The sequence below is a fragment of the Microcoleus sp. K5-D4 genome, from assembly GCF_036704575.1.
GTDB lineage: Bacteria > Cyanobacteriota > Cyanobacteriia > Cyanobacteriales > Microcoleaceae > Microcoleus.
This window is the reverse complement of record NZ_JAUBSD010000081.1, coordinates 1-17173: the sequence shown is the minus strand read 5'-3', so window position 1 is coordinate 17173 and position 17173 is coordinate 1. Positions and strand designations below refer to the sequence as shown.

16 protein-coding genes and 1 pseudogene are annotated in these 17173 nt (G+C 46.1%); 11 read left to right on the top strand and 6 right to left on the bottom strand.

What is annotated here, in order from left to right; genetic code table 11:
• Positions 1–453: 453 nt before the first annotated feature.
• Complete coding sequence (locus QUA77_RS22055) at positions 454–1926, bottom strand: site-2 protease family protein (protein ID WP_333036247.1); 1473 nt, start codon at positions 1924–1926, stop codon at positions 454–456.
• A gap of 33 nt (positions 1927–1959) precedes the next feature.
• Here QUA77_RS22055 and QUA77_RS22050 point away from each other — a divergent pair, with 33 nt between their 5' ends.
• The 4 genes from QUA77_RS22050 (at position 1960) to QUA77_RS22035 (ending at position 7108) form a co-directional block, all read left to right on the top strand.
• Positions 1960–2634: an MBL fold metallo-hydrolase gene (locus QUA77_RS22050; protein ID WP_333036245.1), complete on the top strand. Its 675-nt coding sequence runs from the start codon at positions 1960–1962 to the stop codon at positions 2632–2634.
• 153 nt (positions 2635–2787) lie between these two features.
• Positions 2788–3348 (top strand): sugar O-acetyltransferase, encoded by a 561-nt coding sequence (locus tag QUA77_RS22045; protein ID WP_333036243.1) that lies wholly within the window; start codon positions 2788–2790, stop codon positions 3346–3348.
• A gap of 189 nt (positions 3349–3537) precedes the next feature.
• On the top strand, positions 3538–4002 hold the full coding sequence (locus QUA77_RS22040) for a hypothetical protein (protein WP_333036242.1): 465 nt from the start codon (positions 3538–3540) through the stop codon (positions 4000–4002).
• 700 nt (positions 4003–4702) lie between these two features.
• Positions 4703–7108, top strand: a complete 2406-nt coding sequence (locus QUA77_RS22035; RefSeq protein ID WP_333452497.1) for a cache domain-containing protein — start codon at positions 4703–4705, stop codon at positions 7106–7108.
• A gap of 278 nt (positions 7109–7386) precedes the next feature.
• Here the strand turns inward: QUA77_RS22035 and QUA77_RS22030 are convergent, their stop codons facing one another.
• Positions 7387–7986: a cytochrome b/b6 domain-containing protein gene (locus QUA77_RS22030; protein WP_333452495.1), complete on the bottom strand. Its 600-nt coding sequence runs from the start codon at positions 7984–7986 to the stop codon at positions 7387–7389.
• Between the two features lie 197 nt (positions 7987–8183).
• Here QUA77_RS22030 and QUA77_RS22025 point away from each other — a divergent pair, with 197 nt between their 5' ends.
• Together QUA77_RS22025 and QUA77_RS22020 are read left to right on the top strand one after the other, a co-directional pair.
• Complete coding sequence (locus QUA77_RS22025) at positions 8184–8765, top strand: manganese efflux pump MntP family protein (protein WP_333134725.1); 582 nt, start codon at positions 8184–8186, stop codon at positions 8763–8765.
• Positions 8766–8878: 113 nt separating this feature from the next.
• Complete coding sequence (locus QUA77_RS22020) at positions 8879–9433, top strand: glutathione S-transferase family protein (protein WP_333452493.1); 555 nt, start codon at positions 8879–8881, stop codon at positions 9431–9433.
• An 84-nt stretch (positions 9434–9517) separates the two neighbouring features.
• On the opposite strand, the gene QUA77_RS22015 is transcribed toward QUA77_RS22020, so the two are convergent.
• The 3 genes from QUA77_RS22015 to QUA77_RS22005 all read right to left on the bottom strand — a co-directional run bounded on the left by QUA77_RS22015 (position 9518) and on the right by QUA77_RS22005 (position 11401).
• Positions 9518–9655, bottom strand: a complete 138-nt coding sequence (locus tag QUA77_RS22015; RefSeq protein WP_006634808.1) for a photosystem II reaction center protein K — start codon at positions 9653–9655, stop codon at positions 9518–9520.
• A 60-nt stretch (positions 9656–9715) separates the two neighbouring features.
• Positions 9716–10846 (bottom strand): tRNA guanosine(34) transglycosylase Tgt, encoded by a 1131-nt coding sequence (gene tgt / locus QUA77_RS22010; RefSeq protein ID WP_333036234.1) that lies wholly within the window; start codon positions 10844–10846, stop codon positions 9716–9718.
• A 105-nt stretch (positions 10847–10951) separates the two neighbouring features.
• Positions 10952–11401: a hypothetical protein gene (locus tag QUA77_RS22005; protein ID WP_333036232.1), complete on the bottom strand. Its 450-nt coding sequence runs from the start codon at positions 11399–11401 to the stop codon at positions 10952–10954.
• Between the two features lie 259 nt (positions 11402–11660).
• Here QUA77_RS22005 and cobS point away from each other — a divergent pair, with 259 nt between their 5' ends.
• The gene (gene cobS / locus QUA77_RS22000; RefSeq protein ID WP_333036231.1) at positions 11661–12458 is read left to right on the top strand and encodes an adenosylcobinamide-GDP ribazoletransferase; all 798 of its coding nucleotides are present in this window, start codon (positions 11661–11663) and stop codon (positions 12456–12458) included.
• Positions 12459–12628: 170 nt separating this feature from the next.
• Entirely contained in the window at positions 12629–12913 is a 285-nt protein-coding gene (locus QUA77_RS21995; protein ID WP_333036226.1) for a hypothetical protein, read from the top strand.
• 342 nt (positions 12914–13255) lie between these two features.
• Here QUA77_RS21995 and QUA77_RS21990 read toward each other — a convergent pair whose 3' ends face one another.
• Positions 13256–15007: a hypothetical protein gene (locus tag QUA77_RS21990; protein WP_333452490.1), complete on the bottom strand. Its 1752-nt coding sequence runs from the start codon at positions 15005–15007 to the stop codon at positions 13256–13258.
• 374 nt (positions 15008–15381) lie between these two features.
• On the opposite strand from QUA77_RS21990, the gene QUA77_RS21985 reads away from it, so the two are divergent.
• From QUA77_RS21985 to QUA77_RS21975, 3 genes and pseudogenes are all read left to right on the top strand, one after another.
• Positions 15382–15612: a hypothetical protein gene (locus tag QUA77_RS21985; protein ID WP_333036223.1), complete on the top strand. Its 231-nt coding sequence runs from the start codon at positions 15382–15384 to the stop codon at positions 15610–15612.
• Between the two features lie 47 nt (positions 15613–15659).
• Positions 15660–15875 carry a hypothetical protein gene (locus tag QUA77_RS21980; RefSeq protein ID WP_333452518.1) on the top strand — a complete coding sequence of 72 codons (216 nt, stop codon included), beginning with the start codon at positions 15660–15662 and terminating at the stop codon, positions 15873–15875.
• A 631-nt stretch (positions 15876–16506) separates the two neighbouring features.
• Positions 16507–17094: pseudogene (locus tag QUA77_RS21975) on the top strand (IS630 family transposase); the annotation flags it as partial.
• Positions 17095–17173: the final 79 nt, after the last annotated feature.

Sequence of the window (17173 nt, the reverse complement as noted above, 5' to 3'; positions counted from 1 at the left end):
TTATTAAATGATCCCGCACATTATACCAAAGACGAGGGGACTAGGGTAAATTCAATAGTTCTGGACGCAACAGTCCTATGGATAGAGGCAACCACGGAGGGATTGCCCCTACAAAAAGCTATATGTAGAGGCTTTGCGTAAGTCCTGTTTAATTAAATTTGAAATGCCAATTCCCCTGAATCTACTTCCCAATTTACCTAGCTACTAGCTAGCAAATCTAGCCGATCGCACTTATGGCAGCACTTGGAGTGGATAAATTTATCCCTAATCAGGAAAAACAATAACACATCTATGGTTTCACTGTCAATATTGATGATGATTTTTTAACAATATCTATTTTGCCGCTGAGTCATGCTCACCTCTAGAAAGAGCGGGTTGATAAATGCTAAAGTCTCTAGGATTTATAAACCTTTTCCTTATTCCTCTTTCCCCTTCCCCTCCCCCTTCTTGAGACTAAACATTTAACCATTCCAGGAGTACCCTGGGGGCCGGCAACAAAATCATTAACAAAAGCCCGATCGCCATTAGCCCCAAAAAATCCCGCCGGTCGTCCAATTCGCTAACATCATTCAGCGCAGGTTCGTCGTTTAGTGGCGTGAAAAACAAAATAATCGCCCACAGCAGCAAACCCTGTTCCAAAAAAGAAAGCAGCAACATACAAAGTCTAGCAAATTGCCCGATCGCCATACTCGCTCGCTGGCCGAACATCGCGTGTACGATGTGCCCGCCGTCGAGTTGTCCCACTGGCATCAAATTAAACGCCGTCACGATCAAACCTAAATAACCCGCCACCGCTACGGGATGCAAATTGATCGCAGTTTCCGCATTCAAAGCACCGCCCAAGGTTAACTTGCTCAAGAGAGTCATCAGCAGCGAAAAATTCGGTTTGAAAGACTCAAAATTTAACATTCCAGACTTGTCTGACAGCGGTACAAGAGTCGAATGATCCAAACCCCAAATTAATAATGGCACTGCCGCAACTAAACCCGCCAGGGGCCCGGCAATACTAACATCAAATAAAGCTCGGCGGTTGGGAATTGGACTCCGTATTTGAATGAAGGCCCCAAAAGTTCCCAAGAAAAAAGGAATCGGAATAAAATAAGGCAAAGTCGTGCGAATTTGGTAAAATCTGGCAGCTAAATAGTGACCTAATTCGTGAATTCCCAAAAATGTAATTAGAGCCAGCGAGTAAGACAAACCCTGCAGCAACATTGATGGGTTGGACTGCAAAGCTTGTTCAGTAACTCCGGCAAGTCGCGCCCCCACAAGCGTAGTCGTAAACACCGTGATCAGCAGCAAAGCTAATGCGAAAAATGGCCGGGTTACAGATTCGGTTTTGACAGGAGTTTCCCCTGATTGGTGGCTGGGATTGGGAACTATAGCAAAAAAAGGTTGACCGCTCAAGCTGTTTTGAAATACTACTAAAAAGCGATCGCCAAAAAGCCTCTCCACATTCTCCCGAATCGCCTGATAAGCAGCCTCGGGGTTCGTCCGCAACTGTCCGCGACAAATTACAGCCTGCGGCCGAAATTCCAAATCTCGCAAAAAGTAAATTGACCAAGGAAAACAATCGCGCAAACTCGCTTCTTCTTCTTGATTGATCGGGCGCACGGGCGGTTTTGGCTTTACAGGTTCAGTCGCAGAGTCTGCTACCTGCTCAACAGTTTCGGCGGTAATTCTCTTGCGCCCCAACTGTACCAAAAACCAATACAAAAAAGGGCAAACCAGAAAAGGTATAATTACCAACTCCGGCGGTACAGTTTTGCTCGTGCCGTAAACTAAAATCCAACCACTCCAAATCAGGGCGGGCGCCATCATTACCAGCCACAGCAGCCATACCGGAGTTCGGGTGATGCGGCTAGTGCCGTTCTGCAACAAGTAGTACGATATCAGCCCCAATACGAACAACCATAGTAAAAAGAACATAATATTTATCCCATTCCCTTCTGAAATACTTCCTTGAAACAACAGAGTTCAGTCTCCAAACAACCCAGGCCCGTGCTCGACAATATCCTTGCTTTCCCGCCTAACCGGGATACCCTGGGTGCAACAGCCTATTTCATTGTAGAAAACCAAACTAACATCCTGGTGGATTGTCCCGCTTGGGATGAGATTAACCAAACATTTTTGCGGGAACACGGCGGCGTGCGACTGCTGTTTTTGACCCACCGTGGCGCTATCGCCAGGGCGCGGGAGATTCAGCAAGCCACGGGGTGCGAGATCCTGATTCAAGAGCAGGAAGCTTATTTACTGCCGGGTTTGAAGGTGACGGTTTTTGAGCGAGAATTTGTTGTGAGCGATGGAATGAAAGCATTTTGGACTCCTGGTCATTCTCCTGGTTCCTCTTGCCTTTATCATAGTGGCAGCGGTGGAGTGCTGTTTTCGGGTAGGCACTTGCTCCCCAACCGAGAAGCCGCCCCAGTACCGCTGTGGACGCCAAAAACTTTTCACTGGCCCAGGCAAATTAACAGCGTGAAGTCAATTATCGATCGATTTTCACCGGAAACTTTACAGTATATTTGTCCCGGTGCAAATACTGGTTTTTTGCGGGGAAAAGGATCGATCGATCGAGCTTTTGAGCAATTAGCCAATCTGGATTTAGCTGTTTGTTTGCAGTCAAAACCTGAACCATAAATGTATGCTGCCACATCAAAAAATGATCTGACGCGCTAATTATAGCGGTAAGGTGCGCCCTTACGCACCCTACATAATTCTTCAGTCTCTTAGAGAGGAAGTTCGTTGGTGAAGTAGCGGTTTCAACCGCCGATTCTTACCTTGGAAAAAACTGTGGAAAAAACCGAAAAAGAAAAAATGCTCGCCGGCGAATTGTATTTAGCTGCTGATGAGCAATTAATTTTAGAGCGCCAGCGAGCCCGCCGCCTCGCCAGAACCTACAATTCTACCCGCGAAGATGAACCAGACAAACGGTTAGAAATTCTCGCAGAATGGTTCGGTGCAGTTGGCCCAAAAGTTGAAATCGAGCCACCTTTCTACTGCGACTACGGCAGTAATATTTATGCGGGAAACGGATTGTATATGAATTTTGGTTGCGTGATTCTCGACTGCAATCGAGTTAACATTGGCGAAAATTTACTGTGTGGGCCCAACGTACAAATTTACACCGCTCTTCACCCCACAGACCCGGAAATAAGGCTTTCTGGCCAAGAACTCGCCGCTGAAATTAATATTGGCAATAATGTTTGGATTGGCGGCGGCAGTATTATTTGTCCAGGAGTCACTATTGGCGACAATAGCACGATCGGCGCAGGCAGTGTTGTGGTCAAAGATATTCCCGCAAACGTCGTGGCGGCGGGGAATTCTTGCCGAATCATCCGGCATCTACCTTGATGTGGTACGATCGACACACTCGTGCGATCGGCTCTTTGGAGCTTAAGCCAAAAATTTTAGCTATTAGAACAGCCGGTTTGAGATTTTTTAGGTAAAATCCCCAAAAAAAACGCTGGAGAAAATCTAAAATCTCAAATCTAAAATCGCTTAATTTCTCGTTCCCGGTTTCCACACTACCAAGCTTTTCTTATGACGACTGCAACAGTTTATCCCAACGCTCCTGATCTCTGCACCGACGACTACATAGCAGTCGGTGTAGCTACCTGCTTCATTAAAGAAGAAGGCGAAGTTTTTGAAGTGCAAGTAATCGAAGCTATTCCCTCAGCAGCTTTGGAAGCAATTTTGAAGGGAATTCCCACATCTTATTTAATGATTTGCGGGACGACTTTGGGAGCAGTGCTCGACGGCGAAACACCCAAAATGTTGCCAGAATTCCCGACATCAGCTCAGTTTAGCGAAGAATTTGGCTTTCGGGCGATCGCTGCTGCCCGCACTTACAAAATCCGCCCCCAAGCTCAACTTCACATTCCCTTGGGAACAGTTCGCAACGACTTTACTTATTCCTTAGAACGCAAAAGAGTGCTCAACTCCGAGCGCGTCATTCGCACGGAAGACAATGTGAAACAGCACGAACACACTCACAAGGTTCTTTAAACAAATCCCGCAACTGGGGCAATTTAACAGTGCCTCAGCCAGCGGCTGCACCGAAAATACTTTTGATTGTTGAGATAGAAATTCAAAAATCAACAAGTTTTTCCCTCATTAATAATGAACGAAAAACTTTTAATATTTCGTTATTAAGCAATACTGCGGACAGTTTTTGATTACCAAGTAACTGTATAATAAGGGTTTCAAGACAATTCGGAAATAGAACTATCAACGGAATATCTAGGGTTTCAGAGTAGGAAATAAAAGCAGTCTGGACTATTGATTAAGACACACACCAAACATCTCAACCTAAAAATTCTACTGCTCACATCACCTAAATAACATCAATTATTAACGACTGTAAAAAAAAATTAAGTAGTTGATGATTTTTTTTAAGAAATCAAAAATGTGGTATGATATTATTCCTGTTTAACAAAGTGATATCAAATCGGTAGCCTCGGAATTAATATTACCCACCGCTTTCGACACGGCAGTGCCGTGTCCCTACAATTAATCTGGGTATGGAAACGGCACTGCCGTGTCCTTTATATCATAAGGAGTGCAACCGGAAACGATAGGAGCCGCTCGGGGGAAAAAATTAAAAAATCCCCGCGATTATTGAATGCTAGTAGTTTAATACTACTGGCCGGCGGGCGAGTAGATCGTAGGTGAGCTAAGGATTTCAATCTCACAAATTGGTCAAACCATGCGAAGCTTTGCGAGAGTAAAGTGGTGGAAATTAACTCGACTATTGCCAGCGGGATTAAAGGGCGAATACCATCTTGGGTACCAAACTGCGCTCTTAATTTTGGGGGTCACAATTCTGGCAGCTAGCATTACTGGTTGTATCAGCTATCAAAGTGTTCGTCGCTTGATTATCACCAAAAGCGAGCGAAATGCTTTGTTAGAAGTTAGGGAGCGCGCCAACAATATCGATCGCTGGCTCGGCACTAGAAAGGCTGAGATCGAAATCCTCGCCAATACTACTCCCGTTCGTTCGATGAATTGGTCAGTGGCAGCGCCTTATTTAAAATCGCAAGTAAATCGACTGCAAGAATTCCAGCACTTCGCATTAATTGCTCCCGACGGTTCTTATTTCACCACAAAAGTGGGCCGAGCGTTGATTAATGTGAGCGATCGCCAACACTTTAAAAAGGCAATGGCTGGGGAAGTCTATGTTTCCGATCCTACCATTTCTCGCACGCTCAAAGGACAAAGTATTGTTCCCATTTCGGCTCCGGTGTGGTCAAGTTCGGCAAATTCTCTTGATAAAAAAGCACAAAAGCCGATCGGAGTAATGAACGGCGTCATTAGCATTGACCGCATTGCCCAAGTAGTAAGAAAGCTGGAATATGCCCCCGGAACTTACGCTTTTGTTCTCAATTCTCAAGGAGTGCCGATTGTGCATCCCGACGCTCGGTTAATGGGAAATATCGACAAGCCGGCTCCGACTCTTTTAGAGTCCGCAGATGCTAATTTGGCGAATGTAGCCCGGGAGATGGTTTATCAAAAAACGGGCATTTCGCTGACTAAAATCAACGACACCAAAGTTTATGTTGCCTATCTTCCATTAGAACAAGCTGAATGGTCGATCGCCCTCGTAATTCCCCGCGACAATCTCGAAAAAGAACTTTTTCCTTTCAAGATACTAGCAGTAACCGCCGGCGTACTTGTCGCCGCAGCTATTTTCGCAGCAATTGTGGCGCTCAAGCTGTTTGCCCTAAATTGCATTCGCAGTCGCACAGAAGGCCTTCTCCACCGCTTGACAGGCCGCATTCGCGCTTGCTTGCACCTCGATCGCATCCTCCAAACTACAGTAGACGAACTCGGTACTTTACTGAAGCTCGATCGAGCAATTTTCGCATGGTACGACCCCCGACAAGATACTTTAGAATTTGGCTGGGAATATTGCCGGGAAGGTTTGCCGGGGCGCTTGGGAATCTTTGGTGTTGCAGGAGGGCCCTCTGGAGATTTAGCTGCACGGCTTCACCGCTGCGAAACGATACTGCTGCATAAAACCGCCGCCCCGGATGCCACAGCGTCTGAGGAACACGCCTATATCGAACTCACAAATAGTCACTACGCAGCAGTACCTGTACTAACTCAGAATCATCGGCTGGGATATCTGTTCGCCTGTGCAAACCGGCGGTTTGCGACTCCCGACGAGGTGGAAGTTTTGGAAGCAATTGCCGACTCGCTGGCGATCGCAATTTCCCAATCCCAACTCCACGGGCAAATTCAAGAAGAACTCAAACTTTTGGAAGAAGTATTAGCCAAACTCAGAATCACCGAAGAGCATTTAGTACAAAGCGAAAAAATTACAATGGTGGGTCAACTAGCCGCCGAAGTTGCCCAGGAAATTAATAACCCGATTAACTTTATTTACGGCCGCCTGATTCATCTAAACGATTATATCAAAGATTTGCTCCATATAATTCGCCTCTATCGAGAACAATATCCCCAACCTGTGCCACGAATTGCCAAAAAAATAGAGACTTGCGACCTAGATTTTATCAGCCAAGAGTTGCCGCAAATCCTCAATTTTTTGAAAATAGGAGCCGATGGCATTCGCCAGATAGTCCTGGCTTTGAGGAAATTTTCACTTCCTGACGAAGCCAACAAAGAACACGCCAACGTTAATGAGAGCATCGACAATATTTTGCTGTTGCTGGCTCACAGACTGGAGCAAAAAATATTAGTAGTCAAGGAATACCACAACCTGCCGCCAATTTTGTGTTATCCCGCTCAACTGAGTCAGGTATTCGCGAGTCTGATCTGCCATGCTATAGATGCAGTTAAAAGTATTGAAAACTCTGCTCAAATTATTACAATCAAAACCGATATTTTTGAGGATGATACAGGCAGGTTTATTGTTGTATCTATCGCCCACAATGGCTGTATAATTCCGCCGGAAATTCAACCCAGAATATTTGACCAGTTTGGCCATACTAAATCCTTTAAAAATTTTACAGGGTTGGAGCTGTCGGTGTGCTATAAAATTATTGTAGAATTGCACGGCGGCCGGCTGACAGTTGAATCTCCGGTTCAACCTCAAATTAAATCTCAAACTGGGGGCGGCGCTGAGTTTAGGGTAAAATTGCCGATCGTTTGATATCGCATTTTGCCACCAGGGAAACCCGTCGCAAATCTTGCCAGCAAGCTCCGCGAAAAGCTTAATGTGGCTTCACAGTCAAGACTTTAGTCCTCATCAAACGGAGGGCTGAAGTCCTCACTACAAACCTAACGATCATTTGTTAACCTAAATTGCTATGATAGGATTAGGGAAATAATAAAGGTGCAACCACAGCAAACAACCAACCTGCCATTACCAAGACTTCGGCAACAATTAATAAAATATTTCTGTTCATTTTCAATTTAAGCATTTTCACATTAAGAGCGATCGACCAAAGAGCGAATTTTCTTCCACCAAGCCGCCGGCGAATCTTCCGGGCGATAGGCGGCATCAAACATCGACAAAATTAGTGGCAAACCCCCCACCTTCGCACTCATCAACAAGTGCATTGCCAGACAAAATATCAATACTACCCAACCAGAAGCGTGTAAATAATACCAAACCTGCGTCAATTCCCCAGCCGGCAGCCATTCTTCCTTAACCATACTGCCAGAAGCGATCGCCCAAGTCAGTGCCAGCAACATCAACGTATTCACAATCCGGTGCAAACTGTACCACCAAATCGGTTTTCCCAACTGCGTTAGTTTCCCAAAAGAATCCGGCTGCACCAAGCGTTTTTGACCTGGGTGGAAACTGTACAATGCAAAAGCCGGCATTATTCCTAACAGCAACATCTTGCCAAAAGTGCCGTGAATCCCGATAATATCTGCAATCTGAGGCACGGGGACTTTGCCAAACCGCCCATCGTAGGTGTTGTAAACCAGAAATGCGCTCAAAATTGCTAAAAGGGCGATCGCAGCGTTAACCCCATGCAGTAATCTGAGCAGCAATGGCTGGTAGGGTCTAGATGGCGGCATAGTCAATTCTGCTACTTGATAAATAATCTTTTAGAGAATACAGCTAACCGCTGATTTTTTCAACCCTCGCCAATTTTGAAATAAATGTGAGTCAAAAATGAATAGATTATGATAAAAACGAAATTATATCAAAATTTAGTGTAAACTAAAACAGTCAAGAGGAACACTTTATTTATAACACCTAACACTTTACAAAAATGGATGCAGCCACTACCATATTACTTTCCTTGGGACTAGCAGCAGATGCTTTTGCTGTCGCTGTTTCGAGCGGTTTAGCAATCAAACACATGAAAGTCAATAAAGCTTTAAAAATTGCCTTATTTTTCGGAGGTTTTCAAGCTTTAATGCCCGTAATAGGATGGTTGATAGGTCTTAGCTTTAGTTTTTTGATAACACCGATCGATCATTGGATCGCTTTTGGGCTTTTGAGTTTCATTGGCGGGAGAATGATTTACGAATCGCTGCAAAGCGAAGAATGCGAGAAAAAGTTCAATCCCTTAGATACGGGGACTTTAATAACGCTGTCGGTGGCGACGAGTATCGATGCCCTCGCAGTTGGGCTCGGATTTGCTGTCCTGAAAGATTCTATTGCTCCTGCGGTGACTGCGATCGGATTTATTACTTTCTTTTTAGCCTTTGCAGGGGTGTTTATCGGGCACAAGTGCGGCAACTTGTTTGCTAATAAAATTGAGATATTGGGAGGAGCAATTTTGATTTTCATTGGCAGCAGAATCTTGTTTCTGCACTTGACAGAAGTGCCATTAGTTATCGGTAATTAGTCAGTAGTCAGTAGTTATTAGTGGAACAGTGACATCAGAGTCTCTGGTGACTCCAATTCCCAATTCCCAAAAAATGCTATAACAGCAATATTGCGTTAAAGGATAAAAATTCCGTGCTGAAACTTTACGGCGGAGCCCGCAGCCGGGCCTCAATTGTCAAGTGGTATCTAGAAGAAATAGCGGTTCCCTACGAATTCGTCATGCTGGATATGCAAGCAGGGGCACACTTGCAGCCAGAGTATCTCGAAATTAACCCGATCGGCAAAGTACCGGCAATTGTTGACGGAGATTTTAAACTTTGGGAATCCGGCGCAATTCTGCTGTATTTAGCTCAAAAATATGGTAAAATGCCAGACACTTTGGAGCAGCAAGCTCAAATCGTGCAGTGGATCACGTTTGCTAACGCCACCCTGGGGCCGGGAATATTTACAGAAGCAAGTCGCGATCGCGAAACTCCCAAGTTGTTAAAACCGTTAAATGAAATCTTCGAGAAACAGCCGTTTTTAATGGGTGATGAATTTGGCGTCGCCGACGCAGCAGTCGGGTCAATGTTGGCTTACATTCCGATGATGCTAAAACTAGACCTCAGTGCTTATCCGGCCGTTGTAGATTACATCAAGCGGATCACAGAAAGACCGGCTTTCAAAAGTGCCATCGGCGGTAGCTGAAGCCAGAAAGAAGAACGAAACAAAACTTAATACCTAAAAGCAGGGGCAATTTGTGAATTGCCCCTGCTTTTGATGAAATCAAACTTATCTAAATCCGACAGCCGCCTGCCAAACAAAAGCCAGCAGCAAGAAAAATACGGGAATGACCGGCAAAACATTAACCAAAGGCTCAAAAATCGAATAAGCTTCGGGCAGTTTTGCTAAGAGTAATGCAGCTTCCATGAATCAACCTACCTATCCAACAGAATTTTCATAATTGTCGCATATCTTTACCCAAGGCAATCATGATTGATCGACTCTCGGTGCAAGCCAGTAGGCAAACTCTTCAGTAAATCTATCGGCTAAAATCGCCTCCCGCATCCTCCCCGTAAAGCGAATCAACTCCGTCACATTGTGAAGCGCCAGCAAAGTATACCCCAGCACTTCGTTAGCCCGCGCCAAATGAGCCAAATAAGCCCGACTGAATTTTTGGCAGGTATAACAAGGACAAGACTCATCCAGCGGAGCAAAATCTTCCCGGAACCGAGCATTTTTCAAACTCCAGCGTTCCCCACCCACAAAAGCCGTCCCGTGGCGGGCCAGCCGAGTCGGAATCACGCAGTCAAACATATCTACGCCACTAGCCACCGCCAGCGCCATTTCCCGATAAGTCCCAATCCCCATCAAATAACGCGGTTTATTTGCCGGCAACAGAGGCGCAGTCACCTTCACAATCTCTGCGATCAAATCCCCCGATTCCCCGACACTAACGCCGCCGATGGCGTAGCCTGGTAAATCCAAATCTACCAACTGGTTCGCCGCGCGCGATCGCAAATCGGGAAAAACGCCCCCCTGGACGATTCCAAACAAAGCTTGATCCGGGCGCGAGTGAGCTTGAATGCAGCGTTGCAGCCAGCGGTAAGTGCGATTTGTGGCAGCCTCCACCTCCTCCCGCGTAGCGGGGTAAGGGGGACACTCGTCAAAGGCCATAATCACATCAGCGCCCAACTCATTCTGAATTTCGATCGATCGTTCCGGCGTCAAATTAATCATGCGGCCATCGCGGGGAGAGCGAAAAGTCACCCCATTCTCAGAAATAGTCCGCATTTGGCTCAAGCTAAACACCTGAAAGCCACCCGAATCCGTCAGCATCGGGCCTGGCCAAGCCATAAATTTATGCAATCCGCCGGCGCCAGCGACAATTGCTTCCCCCGGCTGCAGGTGCAAGTGATAAGTATTTGCCAAAACCATTTGAGAACCCGCCGCCTCAAGATGTGCGGGTGTCAAAGTTTTGACATTAGCTAGCGTCCCCACTGGCATAAATTTAGGCGTTTCCACAACACCGTGGGGAGTGGCAAAAACCCCTGCACGCGCTTGGGTATGGCTGCAATTAGCCTGACATTTAAAAGAAAATTTCGCCTTGTCCTCAGTCATTAGTCCCCGATGCTCGTTAACCGCTACTCGGCCGTCCGTGTTATTTAATCTATTGTTGATGACATCGCGACAAAAAACTCACCACCGATGGCTAATGACTGACGATTAAAAGGGGGAATCATCTTCGTCCAATTGCAGATCCCAGTTGCCTGAGAGTACCTGATCGACAACCGCATCCAAAGCTGCAGCATTTAAATTCCGGGCGAATTGCTCTTGCAAAGGATTGGAGAGGGGAATTAACCGCAACTGCCGTCCATCTTGAATCAGGTCAAAATAAGCACCATCTTCAGGGGACTGTTTCAGTTCCAGGTAATCAAAACTATACACGTTCAAATAAAGCGCATGGTTGGCAATCAGGGTAGAACGGTGGGGGTTGGCGAAGACTTCGAGCACATAACCTTCCCCTTCGCTATAAATCTGGCCATCTTGTATGTGAAGGTAGCGGACACGTCCTAAATCAAACAGCAATCTTTTGATATCGCGTTTGTTGACGACAATCCCTGTATCGATGATGCAAGGAGCAACTACCCTGTTATTCAATTGATCGTGACTCATGTAGTAAAAGCCTCTGTTGTAGTATTTTCCCGTCTTGAACATCAGGGAGTTAGCTAGAATTCTTGGGAAGGGAAACGCGGATCTTGAGTTTAGTCATTTTAGATAGGGAGCTTTGGGATCGCTGCCGACAGAGGTTTTCCGGGGAAAAGAGCGGGCGACAGGAGGAATGCTCGATCCAAAAAACTAGGGTGTTACAGTCCAATTCTGGCACACACTAATCGATTGACAACTGCATACCAGATGAAAAATTTTCTATCTTATGGTGCATGATAAATGGGTTCGCTCTACGATCGACTTTTTCCGGAATCAAGGCGCTGCCATCGCAGCCGCAGTCGCTTTTTATACTTGTTTGCCGGTACCGGTGTCTTGGACTTTGGAGTTTCGGGGCATTGCCCGCTTGGCACCGGCGATCGGGCTTTTGATTGGGGGGATGGTGGGCCTGGCGGATGTTGGGTTGCAGTTGTTGGGAATGCCTGCTCTGACTCGATCGGCCTTGGTGGTAGTCTTGGGCATCGCCGTGACTGGCGGGCTGCACCTAGACGGGGCAATGGACGCGGCGGACGGGCTGGCTGTACCCGATCCCGTGCGTCGGCTGGAAGTCATGCGGGACAGCGTTACAGGAGCCTTTGGGGCGATGGCTGCGATCGCGATCGTGCTGCTGAAAACTGCCGCTCTCTCGGACTTAAATAACTATCGGTGGCTGGCTTTGATGGGTGTCGCCGGTTGGGGAAGGTGGGCCCAACTGGTGGCGATCGCCCGCTATCCCTATCTCCGGGCAGAGGGTAAGGGAGCTTTTCACAAAGAATCTATTTATTCTCCTTTTGATTTTATCCCAGGAGTGCTGTTGCTGCTGAGTTTGAGCGTGGTGCAAGTTGTCTTGGAGGGCGATCGGTGGCTGTTGGGGGTGGGGATGGCTTTGGGGGGAAGTGCGATCGGAATTTTTGCCGGAGCCTGGTTTAACCACCGTTTGGGCGGCCACACGGGCGATACTTACGGTGCCGTAGTCGAGTGGACGGAGGCTTTATTGCTGTGTCTTTTGGCGGCTTTGGAAGGGTAAGTTATGCCATGTTGCCATTGTTTGAGTGAAGACTTTAGTCCTCAATTTAGCAAATAACGACGGTTCTAGCAGGTGGAAATCCGCACTCATCGGGCAATCGTTTTCATCCTGTCTGCCTTCAAATGCCACCCTAGATTAGATACAGCAAACCTCAAACTTTAAAGAAAGCTATGGGATACTTTATTGCTGCGATCGTCCTCGGAATGTTAATTTGGGCTGGGTTCGAGATTGTCCAAACAATCCGCAATTGGGAAACGAATCCCGAAGAAACTACCAGCAAAATTCAAGCTGAAATGGTCAAAGAAACATATCGCGGTCAATTTGGTGGCGATGCGCTGGAGGGAGGGAGTCAGGCTGTCGGAAACGCACTCCACGCCGGCCACTGCGCCGCCGAATCTGCTCCAAGTGCGATCGGTCATGTGGTAGAAGGCTTGTTGCACGTGCTACACCATTAATATCGTGTCTGCTAGCGTAAGTTGTGCAAGTGTTTTTGATGCTGTAGGGGCTGGTTTTACGAATAATTTTTGACGCACACAAACAATCTCATAAACCCGCCCCCACACAACTAATAACCTATATCAACCTTGACTTTGAGCGAAGGGAAAAAATGTACATTGACGTTTACCGTTTAGAGAGAGGGGGCGGGTTTATGGGATGATTAGTTTTTGGCGTAGATGGTTGATAAAACCCGCCCCTAGGAGAGCGCACATTATACAAAAACCAACCAGCCGGACATGATATAACAACACAAAATGAATGGAAAATGCCACTGCAAATTTTCCATTCATTCTCACTTTTTAGGCTTTTGGCTCAACCCAAACCGTCATCCCCTCAACCCTCAAACCTTTGCCGCGAGTGCCGCAATATTGACCGTTAGCAGTAACAGGAGTATCGCCCACATTCTGAATGTGAGCCGTATAAAATACGTCATAATTATCAGCTTGCGGCCCTGTCAGGCGGGCGGCAAATCCCTCAATGCGCTTGGCTTTGCCCCGGAAACCGGCCAACTCCCCTTCAGAGATCCAAGCAGTATCGCCAACTCCTTCAACGTGAGCCATGTACTGCAAATTTAAACCGGCAACGGGAGGCTCTATTTTAATTTGAAATCCTTCCACGCGGCGGCCTTGAGCTTTAGTGCCCGCGTATTCTCGATCGCTAAAAGTTCGATCGCCAATTCCTTGAATGTGCGCCAACACTTTTAAACCCACAGGCGCCACTGTTTGCGAACTCGCAGACGGCGCGATCCAAACTTTGATGCCCTCTATTCTCAAAGCTTTGCCGCGAGTGCCGCAATATTCGCCGTTGGAGGACACGTCGGTGTCGCCAATATTCTGAATGTGAGCGCTATAAAATACGTCGTACTTATCAGCTTGCGGCCCGCTCAACCGCACCGCAAATCCCTCAATTCGTTTCGCTTGACCCCGAAAACCTGCCAATTCTCCTTCGCTGATCCAAGGAGTATCGCCAACCCCTTCGACGTGAGCCATGTACTCGACATTTAAACCGGGAATTGGGGGATCGATATTAATTTGAAATCCTTCGACACGACGCCCTTGAGCTTTAGTACCCGCGTATTCTTGAGCACCGAAAGTTCGATCGCCAATTCCCTGAATGTGCACCAAAACTTTGATTCCCAAACCGCCCTCTACTGCCACCGGTGGTTGAAGGTTCCGGGGTGCCCCAAAAACAATGTTCCCGGAACCGGTGGTCGGAAGAGACTTAGGTACTTCCACGCTGGGAACAATAATTACCTCGTGCATTGGGGCAGAAGGTGCGGGGGATTCCAAAATCTGGATCTGTGGCGCAACTGTAACTTGTTTCGGTACAACATTTCCTGACGGGATGACAATCACTTCTGGCAAAGGTTCGGCGCTGATTTTTTGTTCTGGCGCTGGTTTAAATGCGGGTTCGACTTTTGCAGGTGCTGCTTTTACCATCTCAGCAATGGTTAATTTGCCTCTGGAAATGGCTACGGCTATTTGTTTGCCAAAAGCGGCGCTGACTGTTTCTTCGAGGATGACCCACTGTTCGTCGTCTAATTTGTCTTGCTGTTCCACCAGGGCCAGCACTGCTGAAACTGGGTGTTTGCCGCTGACTAAGGATTCTGCGTCGGAATGCAGTTGGGTTGGGGTTGATTCGGAAATTGCGCGCTGCAGTTCGCGGGCTTTGGCATGAACTGATTGTAAGGGCGCGAAGTCGCTTTGTTCGCGGTGGGCGATCGCCAATACTCGATCGATCACTTTCAATGCTGCATCGCGAATTTCTGCTTTACCTTCAGAAGCTGCGGCAGTCTCGACTAAGTTTTGAATGTCTTTGAGAGAAGCAATTTCCCCCGGTGCGATCGCGGATTTGTTTGCTTCGAGAGCTTGTTTTTGGATAGCGGCAAAGTTGCGGCTGTAGGCTGCTACTTCTTGCAGCAAGCTGTCAGAGGGAGGAAGGCCCGAGTCTTGCAGTTGTTTTGCTGCCATTGACAGGCGATCGGCCAAATTAGCATAAGTTTCCGATAGTCGGGCTATTTGTTGTAGCAAATCTTTATGAGCTAGTTCCATATGTCTTGCCGTAAATATTTAACTTGCTGATTATAGACGTTGAGCGTCTTCTGAAGGTAGAAGGCAGTAGTCATTAGTCATTAGTCCGATGGAAGAAGAAAAATGCTCCCACTCTCCGACTCCCCCACTCGGACACTCTCCGACTCGCTCACCCAGACACCCGGACACTCTCCGACTCCCCACTATCCGACTCCTCCTCTGGCATCCCCCGCGTGATCGGCGTCACAACCGTGCAAATACTTAGTCACACTCTGCGACTCCGGCTGTCACGAGTGGCCCGTAACAATGTCACACCTATCGAGCAATAGCCGTCACTGCTGATTCTGTGAAAACAGTTGATACTGAGGCTTGAACCAATAAAATTCCCAAGTGTTATGGTACTAATTCGCGATCTCGCCCAGCAAGCTCTGGCTCTAGGCTATCTAACCCTTGAAGCCGAAAATCAACTGCGGCGGATGTTAACTACCACCAAGTATGACTTGGAAGACTTAAATGCTTTTATGGCTTTGCAACTAGCAGCTATGTCCGGAGGAGTGAAACAAGAGTCTCGCGAGCTTAAAAATTTTGAAATCTTTGGCGAGACAGCTTCCGAAACTTCCTGTTAGTAATTAGTTGGCTTTTGATTAGTTCAAATTTAGTAAGGGACATTCTTATCGTGCAGATTCGTGAAGTTGTAAAACAAGCTATTGCCGCTGGATATCTGAGTTTGGAAGCGGAAAATGAAATGCAGAATATTTTTTCCTCAGCCAAGTGTGATTTAGAAGATTTGAATGCTTTTATGAGCTTGCAGTTAGCTGCGATGGCGGGCCGCGTGAGGCAAGAGTCTTTGGAATTGATGAAAATGCCAACTTTTTCTGATAAAAATTAATTTTTTATTCAGCCATGGGGCGAGGTAAATATTAACTTTTTTCTTTTAAAAAAACGGGTAAAATTTAATTGTTTTGCTAATTTATATACTAATTAATTTAAAAAATATTGGTATTTTGGTTCACTGGGTGTTGAGCAAATTAACTAAAATTGAAAAAAATATTAAAATGAATATGTAAGTATATCGTGATGACTCCACTCGTCCAAGGTCAGGGTTGGATGACCCGACCCGTCAAGGCGTAGTTAAAGTGTTTGCTTCGTAACAGTTGAGCATTATTCTTGAAATGTTATGTATTGTTAACACACTATCAAATGGAGAAGATTTATCGATCGCCCCAAGCAGAGATTTCAAGCGTTTTAGCCACTTTGTAGGCGTTGCATAATTGCGGGATAATTTTGATTGTTTTTTTGTGGGATAGGCTCTCGTAGCCCGAAGGCGGGTATTTTCACAGCAGGGGGAACACCCCCAAATAATCATCCTCAAATTGTGTAACGCCCCTTGTTCACCTTCTTGACAGGTATGGCTGGGATGAGGGCAAACAATTTATGATCAGTGATTAACTGGACTGGGTAAGCTGTTGTGCCTTTAAATAGGGTATAATAAAAAATGAGTTTAGTCAATCTCTACAAAAATGCCAGCTAAAAACCATCTCAATCCACAACAAATAGAGAAACTACAAAAAGCCTTGAAAGAGGAAGAAAAGGCAAATATTAGAGAAAGAATTCTAATTTTATTATTGCTCAATGACGGTAAGACACAATCTAAAATTGCTGATTTTTTGGGTTGCTCAGTTAACAAAGTATCTTATTGGTGTGTCAAGGGAGACCCAGACAATCTAGAAAGTCTAATTGATGAGAGGATGAAGGGAAATCACAAAAAAGCCACAGATAAATATATAGATATATTATTAGAAACTATAGAAAAAGAGCCTCAAGAATTAGGATATGATTTTGGACGATGGACAGCGCAGAGATTAGCAAAATACTTAGAAGAATCCACAGGCATAAAATTAAGTGGAGGACAAGTTCGGAGGATATTAAAGCAAAAAAAGTATGTTTACATCTGGGCTAAGTATAGCCTAGAGTCCAAGAGAAATCCTGAAAAAAGAACAGCGTTTAAAATAAAGATAGCGGAATATTTAAAAATAGAAAAAGAAACACCAGAACGATTACAGGTATGGTTTTGGGACGAGAGTGGATTTAGTTTAAGAGTCACCCGAAGCTGGGGGGGTGACAAAGATGCCTAAGAGATAGACCGAATCAGGGTTGCAGCCCGCATACCTTGTTGGTAAAAGCGGC